This window comes from Sinobaca qinghaiensis, from assembly GCF_003610495.1.
Taxonomy (GTDB): domain Bacteria; phylum Bacillota; class Bacilli; order Bacillales; family Marinococcaceae; genus Sinobaca; species Sinobaca qinghaiensis.
The window spans coordinates 107,024-117,925 of the sequence record NZ_RAPK01000007.1; the positions used below are offsets into that span (position 1 = coordinate 107,024).

A 10,902-nucleotide genomic window follows, 5' to 3' on the forward strand; every position below is an offset into this window, starting at 1 on the left:
CCCTGCCTCTCTCGTCCGGCGCTTTTCTACTGTTCTATCTTACTATCCCGGCGGCTCCCCAATCAAATAAAACAAGTCCGGCCGGCATGTTAAATAGTTGTAATTCCCGTAACGGAATAGTAGAATAGCGAAGTGCACCATAAAACAGATGGGGCTGGTTGTGTAGCTGGTGCTTGCCGAGGTCTTCAAAACCTTCAGGGAGGCGCGTGCCGTCTCCGGTGGGTTCGATTCCCACACAGTCCCGCCATACATATAGGATACAGCATATTTTGCTCATACGATCTATCACGAGGTCTAATGGCTATATACGGCTAAACCTCTGGAGACCTTTTTGTGAGACCTCTGGGGTTGATCTGTATAATTATCCTTTCCGCAACCTTCTATATACGCTATAGGAGGTTTTTGTTATGGAACAAAAAAAGAAAAAGACTTTGCGTAAGTACAATCATACTAGTTCTACCTATTCGCATTACGTACCTACTTCATCAAAAGAATTAACCTTACTATCTATGTTCAATAAGTTTATGGTAACGAAAGAAGCGGAAGGATTAACTGAAATTACATTACGTGATTACCATAAACACATTCAATATCTTGTAGACTTTATAGGAAAAGATATTCCCAGCGAACAAGTCACTTTAGACCTTTTTAGGCAATTTACAGACTACATGCTTAATACAAAGAGATTGTCCCCTGTAACAGCTAATGTACGCATTAGAACTTTAAGAGCCTTTGTGAGATATTGCTTCTTAGAAGGTTGGATCACAGAGCCTATACACGATAGATTTAAAGTGGTTAAAACTAAAGAAGACACTATTGAATCCTTCACAATGACCGAGATTAAATCATTAATAAATAGTGTAAACACTTCTACCTTTAAAGGATTTAGAGATTTAGCTATTATCTTTACTTTATTAGATACCATGATTCGTTGTTCTGAGTTAATCAATATTAAGAAAAACAATGTTGATCTAAAAGCAGGTACTATTCTATTAGAAAGCATCAATACGAAAACTAAGAAAGCTCGTCTTGTTCCTCTGTCCGTAAAAGCGATTGATATTTTAAATGAATATAAGAAAGAGATAGCAGACTTTGATTCCGAATTTCTTTTCTTAACCTATGAAGGTAAAAAACTATCTGATAATACAGTTAGGAAAAACCTACAAGAATTGGGAAAGGTAGCTGGTATAACAAACAAACGTGTGTCCCCTCATACTTTCAGGCATACTGGTGCTTTACTATATGTATTAAATGGAGGAGATGTCTTTAGCCTCCAACGTATTTTAGGTCACTCTAGTATGGCTATGTGCCGAAAGTATATACAAATGAATAATAACGATGTTATAAATCAACATAATAAATTTTCACCTTTAGCAAAATTATAAAAAAGCTCATTTTGGCTATAAAAACTATGATAAGGGAACAATAAAAGTTAATAATTCACTCCTTTTTCTTATAATCACCGATACTTAAATCCTTTTTCAGCATTTCTTTTATTTTTGATACAGACTCTTCGCATTCTTTTTGATACTGACTTACCCTCTTTTCGTAACTATCAGCAACTTCCCCTGGATCACCGATTCGTTCCGGGGGTATATTTCTAATATTCTCTACATAACTCTTAAAATTACTAAATTTATTATAAAGGTAATTAATTTCTTGAAATAACTTATCTTTGATAAATAGTTCATTATATACAAGGTAATTTTTTAAATCTGATAAAGCTCGTTCGACTCTCAAATAAGAAAGTTTTTCTTCAATATCTGAGATTTCTTGAAATAGCTCCATTTTTCTATTTTGCTTATATAACTGATCTATTTTATTTTTATCCTGATCTGAGTAATTATTTGATCTCATAAATTCGTCTAATTCTTCTTTACTCATCATAGATAAATTAATAGATTTCGTTAATCCGATTAAACTATAAACTCGACTTGAACATACTAAAATTTTATTATATAACGCTATGTAAATTTGTTGTCTTTGAGAAGAGTAGTATGAAAAATCTTGTAATTTCCTCTTGTGATCTAGTAATTGCTCATTTTCTATTCGTCTAAGTATGTTTTTATGGTTCTCTCTTTCGTTATCTAGCTCTTTTTTATAACTTTCAAGTTTTTCATTAAAGTGATTTTCAATTTTTGTGTTAGTCCACTTTTTAAATAAATAATACGCAACCCATAATAGTATTCCACTCCATGATAGTAATGCTAAAGAGTTTACAATAACATCTGGCATTTTAATTCTCCTTAGAAACTTCTAATTAATTTAGCTAAAATAATAAATTGGCAGTAAGAAAAAAATAAATTCAACCTAATCTCTCAATAACTTTAATAAATTGCTCAATAGTTGAATTTAAATTTATAGAGAAAGCATTCATTGTATTAAATTTTTGCATATCATCAATTAATGATTTGCCAAAACTTTTTATTCTGTTCTTTTTAAATTGATCTTTATTGATTTCGTTTTCAAGGTCTAGAATATTCTCACGCATTTCTACAAATTCTTCATTTTTATTTTCATTTATTAATTGTTTAAGTTCTTCCAAAATTATTTTCAATTGATAAATCTCTTCATTATCTTTTGAAGAATTGTTATTATTTTGTTGTGAACTTTCACTGCTGATATTTTGCATATATCCTTGAACAGGCGCATTAAAATGGGTTATATAAGAGGGAGTTAGCGATGTTTCATTGTTAGTTCTCCCTACAAAATCTTGAAGTCTATAAGATAAGTTACATAAATCTATCATGTTTACGGTCATATCAGAACCTTCAGTATATAAAACTTCTAATTTATTGAAATTTTCACTTCCGTCATATTCTCTAAAACTTGCTTTCCAAACCTTTCTATGATGCCTATGGTTTTCTTTAGCATAAATCCCTCTTTGATTAGCTAATCTAACATGATAATCTTTTATTTCTCTATCTATCCCTGTAAGTATCTCTTCAATATCTTTTAAAGAGCTAATGAAATCCCTTTTTAAAAAAAGACAACTAGATTTAAAATCATAATCAACTTTTTCCCAGTATCCATTACTCTCTAGTTCATCTATATTTTCTGTGAATATTTTAAGTACCTCTTTGATATTATCTTGCCAGTCTGTTAAGTCATCTATTAATTCCTCCAATGATTGTCCACCATAATCACTAGCGCCAGGTATCATACTCCTTGTCATATTAAGCCTCCACTCTAATAAAATTCGTTAATTAGTTTATTATTAAGGCTTGTATACTTTAACAATACTAATTTAATACTTCTCTATTAGACTAACTAATCAGCTAGCTTTTCTGTCCACAAAAAGGGGTAAAGTGCGGGAGTGTAAGTGCTATGGTCTAACTCATACTCAATCCCGTTTAAAAAGGTGATAACCTACCCCCAGTATAATAAACTCGCTATTACATTTTATTATAACGCAAAGTTATTCATGCTATTTTCAATATCTTCCTCCACTATTCCAATATATCTTAATGTCACCTTAGGATGTGCATGATTTAGTATTGTTTGTAAAGAAGCTATATCTTTAGTTTGTTTATAATAAAAATAACCAAATGTTTTTCTCATTGTATGTGTCGATATACCATATGGAATGTCAGCCATATCTGCGCCTTTCTTCAATTGCCGATGTGCTTGTATTCTACTTATTGCATTATCGCCTTTTCTACTTGGAAATACCCAAGAAGAGTTATTTAAGGTATCTAAATAATTATTTAGTTCATCATAAATATTAGTAAGATAGATCGTACGGGGTTTTTTTGTCTTTCCTTCTCTTATAACTATTCTTTTTTTAGATTTTATATCTTGAACTTTTAAATTTAATAAATCACTTATTCTTAACCCAGTGTTAATCCCCAATAAAAACATAATGTAATCTCTCTCAGAACAATGTCTTTTTAAAGCCCATTTCATATCTTCAATTTGAGCTAGAGTACGAATAGGTTGAACATCTTTTATTTCCTCTTTTTTATTTAGTTTTTGCTTATTAGTCATTTTGCTCTCCTCTCAGAAGTCAACAAAATCAATGTTTTGAATGTAACATAATATCACTTATTCTTATTTTAGCATCAAATAGAGTTAAAGTGCTTATTTATAACAAAATGAAAGTAACATAATACTAATATTGTTACATTCATCTTATAAACATTTGTATAAATTAATAGAAAATATTAACCTCGTACGTGAAAATGCCTTTAATAACAACTTTATCTCTATTATCATACGAGACACTATTTAACAGAGTTCTGTGAGTAAAAGAGTACTTTTAACATAATAATTTCAATTAAAGATAAAATATGTCTTTTATCAAACGAAAGTAAGCCAATACTAATGTATTGGCCTACTTTTTGAAAACATTAATTAATCTTTCAATGTTTTCTTTATTAAACATAAAATACTATTTATCTTACTCTATAAACATTCTATGGCAAAAATACCCTTCATATTAAATAATATCTAAGTTCTAAATTTAAGATCACTTCTATTATAGTTTTATAAAACTTAAAATTAAATCAAATCATACTTTGTATATTTGCATTACTTCATCACCATAATGATTGATTACTTTCACACTGATTTTTCCAGTACTCGGCTTATTAAACGGCATACTTGAAGTAGAATACAAGGATTCCCAAGCTTCTTCACTTATATCTGATTTTAGTGTCTTCATTAATTTTTTGTAAGGATCTTTTGTTCCTGTAAAGTAAGCTTGCCTAACTATAAAACTTTCACCATTATAGTCAGTGTCTATAAACCAACAAGCAATATCTGAAGTAGAATTACTCCTTATTTGGCCAGTTGTAGGATCATGCACATCTAAACCATTTATTTCTACTTTTATTTTATCTGTTTTATCTTCATTAATTTCAATATCTGGCTCTCCAAACACCATAAACAGATTTCCTGTACCTGTTTTTTTCAATAACTCGTCTCCCATAGTTAAATTATGGTTCATTCTTACTGGTAACACGTCAAGTAAAGACCTCCGTTTAGTACACTACTCTTGAAAATTTTTCTATATAAATAAAGTAATCTTAATTTTAACATATTATCAAAAATGATTATCTGAAGTATTATTTATATTTTAAAATCATAATAAGGTCTACACTGATTATGTAGACCTTATTATGATTTTCTATGTAGTAAACAATAATTAACTTTTTACCTAACTAGTTGAAGACTTTGTTTCTTTGTTCGGCTTCATAATATACAACATACACATTTTCCATTCCGAATTTAACTTCTTTGTGATCAAGCCATTGGTAAAGTAATGTTCTCATTCTCAAACTTGGTATATAAAGATTCACTTGTGTTGCGTTTTCCTTCCTTATATTGCTTCTCCAAATCCATTGTAGTAAACTACTAACGGCTAATAAATCTTGATTCACTTTGACACCAGCATTTTCAAAGAACCTTTTTTCGATAGGATTCATATATATATTAAGTAGAAATGCTAGATTGTGTTTTTCTTGATAATTATTTGTAGCTCTAGTATTCCATGGTATAAATCCTTTTGTGTACCCCTTACCTTGTAATTTTGTTCTCATGTCTTTTATAGTAGTCCATAAATTATCATCTGATTTACCATGTTTTCGAAAATAAGTATATGTATTTTTCTTCAAACGATTAAGCTGTTCTTTATTTGCTTTTGAAAACCACGTAACCGATAATTCATAACCAGTTAACTTATTAGAAGTGTAATTTCTGTTTGATTCTCCTATGTATATATTGAGTATCTCTTTATATTTACCACGATTTTCTTTCAAGGGATTGTACTCATCAAGCTCGTAAATCTCATCTACCTTTTTGATACTATAATATTTATAGCTAATATTGAACATGTCATAATAGTATCTTTGTATTTGCCCGTCAAATAAGTAAGTCAATATGTAAACTTCTTTAAATATTTTAAAGACTTTATCTGGAAAAGTCCAAAACAATATTTCTTTATTATATGAATAAATATTTCCTTGTTCAGCTTGCTCTTTTATATTTATGTATTTACTTTGAAAAACCCCTTTATAATCATTTACTAGCCAATGAACTTTATTATTCCCCTCCTCAATTTCAATTAATTTAGAATCTAACATGTGTTTTATATCGTCTTTTGATATTTGATTTATCTGTTCTATTACATTTGCAACTTCATCAATTATAATTATGTAATCTGAATTTTCTATTAATTCTATGACTTCTTTATCAAATAATCCAAATAATGCGTGAGTAGTTATAACACTTTTGCCTTCTTTAATTAAATTTTTAAAGTCTTTTAACTTACTTCCCTTTCCTTTTTTAGAACAGGGTTGAGTTAAAAAAGGACAGTCTAATAACACGTTGTTTTCAATTTCATCTAAGTATGGAGTCACATATATAAAATTCTGAAAATCTTTATACTTATTCATATATTGTTTTGCCCATGAGGTTTTACCGCTTCCCATTATTGAATCGATAATATTTACTTCTTTCATTTTTCATTAATTGCTCCTATTCTTTTTATTTTTAAATATTAAAAATGTTACACAAAATCTAATAAAGAACTATCACCAGCTTTCTCTTAAATTTTTCTTTCACGGGAATTTTTAATTACGCATGTAATTCATCAATGCAAAAACAAAGATAAAAAAGTGCAAATCAAACTTAAAAACCCTTGTTTATCAAGGGTTTCAAGCAACTCCCCTTAAACAAAGTTAAAGATATAGCAACTATATACTATTGCTATATCTTATTATAACATGGAAGCGTTTTTTTATCAATATTTTTAGTATAAAATATATATTATTTGCAGCAGGCTAAAGCCTACTGCTCACTCCCGCAACTCGTTGTCGCATTTGACCTAAAGGTCAACCTGCGCACACCGAGTTTTGGGCAATATACTCGAAAACAAGCAAGCTTGTCCCCGAGTATATTCAACCAAACTTATCAATCTTCATATTCTAAATGCTAAGACATCCACTTTTTATTCACCTCTCAAATTTCATTTAATATTTACAAGAAATCCAAAATGACCTAACATAATTTTTTTCATTAGCTAATTGTAATTGATCAAAATTTTTATTTTTATGGAAATCTGAGTTTTCCATAAGTTTCATCAGTCTTATGTTACGCTCCTCTAATCTGTTAATATCATTCTCGCTTGGTAAACGATTCGACTTCTCTGAATTTTCGTTTTTATGGCAGTAAACTAAATTCCATATATCATCAGAAAACATAAAAGACCAAGGTATAACATGATCAATAGACAAATCTGTTTCGTTTATTTCTTTATTGCAATAGAAACATATTCTTTTGCCATTGCTGCACATTAGATCAAGATATTCATGGTATTTCTTAAGTGGAGATCGTTTAACCTTACCTTCATCTATCCCTCTTACTTTTTGGGATATTTTCGGACTAAAATTAAAACTTTCCAGCATTTGTGTCCATTTATAGTTAATGAAGGAAAACAAGAAATCGCTTTGCTCTTTTATATTAAGAATATCTTCTTTATTAAAAGTTACCGTTTTTTTATCACGATCTAAATCATAAAGTTCATATGTAATTCCGGCTAAATTTTTAAAACGCCAACATACATCGCTTTTTAAAGTATTCGATATTTTATTAATTACTTTTTCATATTTACTTTCTAATTCCAAAGCCGTTAAATTCAGCTTTTCAAATCGTATAGGTTGAGTTTTACCTGTTTTAGTTATGTAATCTCCAATAAGTTCTTTTACATAAGTTAATATTTCAGGTGGTTTTTTTATGTTGGAGCCTTGTATTAGATTGAAATATATAGTTTGATTCCAATAATATTTCAAACAAAGCTCACTTATCTCACGAAAATTAAAAGTAACCTTATCATTTTTTTCTTGAGAGTTTACTGCTAACTCTACTAATGATTTAGCCCATACCATTTTATAGGTATTGTCGAAGCTGCAATTTAAAATAATATTATGCCAATCTTTAATGTAGGTATCCACATTAACAACTCTTTTCATTTATTAGTTTTAATCAATTCAATACGTAAGAACCTTAAAATAAATAGTTGAATTTAAAACATTTCGTTACATTTAAATAAGAAATAAGTAGCACTCCTTAAGACTTAGTAGTATTATATAAATACTATAATGAAGGAGGAGCAATTTTGAATAAATTAATGCAATTTGGATTTATATCAGTTATTGTAATAAGCCTTACGGCATGCAGTGAAGAAAGCTCTAAAGAAATTCCTAAAGCAAAAAGTGCAGAAACATCTGAAGATCCACAAGGATTCTCAGAGTCTTCTAAAGAAGGAGATATCGTTACAGTTGAAGGTCAAATAACATATGCTGAAGGGGGCACTGCTCCTGGAGAATTATATGGTGATACACAGTATACAATCATTACTGATGCAAATGGAGAAGAAGCTTATGATATTACTCATTCTGCTAATGAAACACTTATGATAGGAGACGACGTTAAAGTTACTGGCGAATATTTAGGAGTAAATACGGGAATGGAAATTCCGGCCATTGATGGTTCAAAGGTTGAAGTAATAAATTACAATAATGGAGTAGTTACCATTTATGATGAAGACCTAGAAAGTAATGCAGATTACTCTAAAGATATTACTATTGAAAATGAAGTTTTTTTCAATACTGAAGCAGAATTTTTCGTTGATTCCGATGAAACTGTTTATTTCGCTGAATTAAAAAACAATGGATCAGAACCTTTAGATATTTCAAGTGTCAGTATTACTTGGTACGATAACGATGACAATGTTTCTATGGTAACCGATTCTAGTATAGAAGTATTTCCTACAGTTATCGAACCTGGTGAAAAAGGATATATAAGTTATTCTGATGTCACAAGTGGTGTTAAAGACTTAAAAAATACTGAACTAAATCTAACTCCCTATGCTTCTTATTCTTCTACTGAAGAGTTGAAAGTAGAGAACGATCATTTTGAGGCAAAAACAGATAGTTGGGATGAAAGCTATGTTCATATTTTAGGAGAAATAACAAATCAATCAGAAACTCCCTTATATAATCATACTGTTTACAGTGTTTTTAGAGATGAAAACGGTAACTTTCTGGGTTTAGATTCTACTTCTGGTGATACTACATTACAGCCAAATCAAACAAGTGGATTTGAAATATCTGGAGAAGATTTACCAAAAGAGCAAATTGAAAAAATAGATAGCGTTGAAAATAGCGCTTATGCAGACACTTTTGATTATTAAACTTATATAAAATAAAATTCTAAAACCAGAATTAGTATTTAGCTTTTTACAAATCTGTAGAAAGCTTTTTTTTTAGAAAAATTCATATAATAACTAATATGCTATCCTTCCAAAAAATAAGCAGACCTTGCAGCTAACTCTATATGAGTTTCTTTTATAACTAGCCCTCTCCCACTATCCTTTAAAAAGTTTCGTCTTCATATAAGCAAACACACTGCTGTCCTCGATGATAGAAACGACCCATTGATCCCGCCACAACAATCCATGCCTTGGATATCCATCTTTGGTTATCTCCCCTACTACACATATCTTTCCGCAAGTTTTCATCACAAGGTCGTGCACCTCTTTGGATCTTTTATTATAATAAGCTTTTTTTATGTTACTGGGATTGCCCCAGCCAATGATAACGGTATCGCTTTGTTTGATTTCTTTCTCCAGCACTTGATTATTTCTTTCGCCAACAATTTCATTATACTCATATTCGTTCAACACCTCTGGTTTTGTGGAGCGAAATGCAAATAAATTTAAGTAACTCACCGTGGTAAATCCTTTATCTCTTGCCCAATTCTCTACTCTTCTGACCGTGGCATCTGTTGTATGTTCGTCTGCCGTTGAGGGATTTTTTTGAATAACTACAAGTTTTTTTACATACCCGTTCTGTGGGGCAATTCGAACTTCAAGCCCATATCGATAAAGACCGTCCTCACTTATATCGCAACGCTCGACCAATCTTATTTTTTCCATCTGCACTCACTCCTAATATTTTTAAAAAAAAGATTCTTCCTACTCTCTTTTTCGTCTATTTACCAAAAGAAGTTAACTAAATTTATCGCTAGAATAGGTCTTCCTCTGCATGTTTTCTGTGCTTTCTCCCTTTATACTAGTATTCAGCTTTCAATTGAACTTGATAATCAGACGAGCTACAATGAATACAGAAAGAGGTGGCTCCGCAATGCCCTGCTTCATGTACGGGAAAACAACGATAGACTATCAGCTTGACTATAGCTTTGACAGTAAAGATGTTTCCATAGCTGTAGAATGGCTTGACGGAGTGAAAGTGACCGCTCCGCATGATATAAAAGAGCAGCAGCTACAGCACCTGCTTCATCAAAAAGCCCCGTGGATTTTGTCCAAATGGAAGGCATTTGATGAAATTGCTGATAAACCCGCTCCGAAGGAATTTGTCAGCGGCGAAAAGTTTAGTTATTTGGGAAGAAACTACCGACTGAAAGTATATAGACATACAAACATCGATAAGGCTCACCTCGTCTTTTATCGAGGGAGATTCATAGCTAACGTTCCGGCTCGTTTTTCGGAAGAAGAGAAAAATGATGCCCTCTCGACCGCTTTTAAAAAGTGGTATCTCAAGCAAGGAGAAAAAAAGTTACCACAAAGGCTGAAGATATACTCAGAAAAGATGAACATTGCGCCGGAGAGTGTGAAATTGAAAGAACAGAAAAGACGCTGGGGGACGTGTACGTCTAATGGGGATATTTATGTCAATTGGAGAATTATGATGGCCCCTCTTCCCATTGTAGACTATCTGTTGGTTCACGAACTAGCGCACCTCAAGTACCCCAATCACTCCAAAGATTTTTGGCGGTTCGTACGATCGATTATCCCTGATTATGACCAGAGTAAAGAATGGCTCCGCGTCAACGGTCCTAAATTGTCTATAGCACACGAAAGCCCTCACGTCGTTACGTAAG

Annotated in this window: 10 protein-coding genes and 1 tRNA gene; 4 read left to right on the plus strand and 7 right to left on the minus strand. The window is 31.2% G+C overall.

All coding sequences use genetic code 11. The features are described from left to right. Positions 1–150 precede the first annotated feature (150 nt). Together ATL39_RS17365 and ATL39_RS04680 are read left to right on the plus strand one after the other, a co-directional pair. Positions 151–247: transfer RNA gene (locus tag ATL39_RS17365), tRNA-Sec, on the plus strand. A 160-nt stretch (positions 248–407) separates the two neighbouring features. Continuing rightward, entirely contained in the window at positions 408–1,385 is a 978-nt protein-coding gene (locus ATL39_RS04680) for a tyrosine-type recombinase/integrase (RefSeq protein ID WP_120192141.1), read from the plus strand. A 55-nt stretch (positions 1,386–1,440) separates the two neighbouring features. On the opposite strand, the gene ATL39_RS04685 is transcribed toward ATL39_RS04680, so the two are convergent. The 6 genes from ATL39_RS04685 to ATL39_RS04710 all read right to left on the minus strand — a co-directional run bounded on the left by ATL39_RS04685 (position 1,441) and on the right by ATL39_RS04710 (position 7,952). Continuing rightward, positions 1,441–2,235 carry a hypothetical protein gene (locus ATL39_RS04685; RefSeq protein ID WP_120192142.1) on the minus strand — a complete coding sequence of 265 codons (795 nt, stop codon included), beginning with the start codon at positions 2,233–2,235 and terminating at the stop codon, positions 1,441–1,443. Between the two features lie 70 nt (positions 2,236–2,305). Then, positions 2,306–3,175, minus strand: a complete 870-nt coding sequence (locus tag ATL39_RS04690; protein WP_120192143.1) for a hypothetical protein — start codon at positions 3,173–3,175, stop codon at positions 2,306–2,308. Positions 3,176–3,405: 230 nt separating this feature from the next. After that, positions 3,406–3,987, minus strand: coding sequence for a tyrosine-type recombinase/integrase (locus ATL39_RS04695; RefSeq protein ID WP_120192144.1), 582 nt, complete (start codon positions 3,985–3,987; stop codon positions 3,406–3,408). A 523-nt stretch (positions 3,988–4,510) separates the two neighbouring features. After that, positions 4,511–4,915 carry a hypothetical protein gene (locus ATL39_RS04700; protein WP_211326972.1) on the minus strand — a complete coding sequence of 135 codons (405 nt, stop codon included), beginning with the start codon at positions 4,913–4,915 and terminating at the stop codon, positions 4,511–4,513. Positions 4,916–5,162: 247 nt separating this feature from the next. Continuing rightward, a complete protein-coding gene (locus tag ATL39_RS04705; RefSeq protein ID WP_211326973.1) occupies positions 5,163–6,461 on the minus strand; it encodes a hypothetical protein in 1,299 nt (432 codons plus the stop codon). Positions 6,462–6,971: 510 nt separating this feature from the next. Next, entirely contained in the window at positions 6,972–7,952 is a 981-nt protein-coding gene (locus ATL39_RS04710) for an HNH endonuclease domain-containing protein (protein ID WP_120192145.1), read from the minus strand. Between the two features lie 164 nt (positions 7,953–8,116). On the opposite strand from ATL39_RS04710, the gene ATL39_RS04715 reads away from it, so the two are divergent. After that, a complete protein-coding gene (locus ATL39_RS04715) occupies positions 8,117–9,193 on the plus strand; it encodes an FxLYD domain-containing protein (RefSeq protein ID WP_120192146.1) in 1,077 nt (358 codons plus the stop codon). A 174-nt stretch (positions 9,194–9,367) separates the two neighbouring features. Here ATL39_RS04715 and ATL39_RS04720 read toward each other — a convergent pair whose 3' ends face one another. Next, on the minus strand, positions 9,368–9,937 hold the full coding sequence (locus tag ATL39_RS04720) for a DUF1643 domain-containing protein (protein ID WP_120192147.1): 570 nt from the start codon (positions 9,935–9,937) through the stop codon (positions 9,368–9,370). 208 nt (positions 9,938–10,145) lie between these two features. Here ATL39_RS04720 and ATL39_RS04725 point away from each other — a divergent pair, with 208 nt between their 5' ends. Then, positions 10,146–10,901: a M48 family metallopeptidase gene (locus tag ATL39_RS04725; protein ID WP_120192148.1), complete on the plus strand. Its 756-nt coding sequence runs from the start codon at positions 10,146–10,148 to the stop codon at positions 10,899–10,901. Position 10,902: the final 1 nt, after the last annotated feature.

What these genes read in the sequence shown, in the direction of transcription:
- ATL39_RS04680 (WP_120192141.1), top strand. Translation starts at nt 408, where the DNA reads ATGGAACAAAAAAAGAAAAAGACTTTGCGTAAGTACAATCATACTAGT.
- ATL39_RS04685 (WP_120192142.1), bottom strand. Translation starts at nt 2,235, where the DNA reads ATGCCAGATGTTATTGTAAACTCTTTAGCATTACTATCATGGAGTGGA.
- ATL39_RS04690 (WP_120192143.1), bottom strand. Translation starts at nt 3,175, where the DNA reads ATGACAAGGAGTATGATACCTGGCGCTAGTGATTATGGTGGACAATCA.
- ATL39_RS04695 (WP_120192144.1), bottom strand. Translation starts at nt 3,987, where the DNA reads ATGACTAATAAGCAAAAACTAAATAAAAAAGAGGAAATAAAAGATGTT.
- ATL39_RS04705 (WP_211326973.1), bottom strand. Translation starts at nt 6,461, where the DNA reads ATGAAAGAAGTAAATATTATCGATTCAATAATGGGAAGCGGTAAAACC.
- ATL39_RS04720 (WP_120192147.1), bottom strand. Translation starts at nt 9,937, where the DNA reads ATGGAAAAAATAAGATTGGTCGAGCGTTGCGATATAAGTGAGGACGGT.
- ATL39_RS04725 (WP_120192148.1), top strand. Translation starts at nt 10,146, where the DNA reads ATGCCCTGCTTCATGTACGGGAAAACAACGATAGACTATCAGCTTGAC.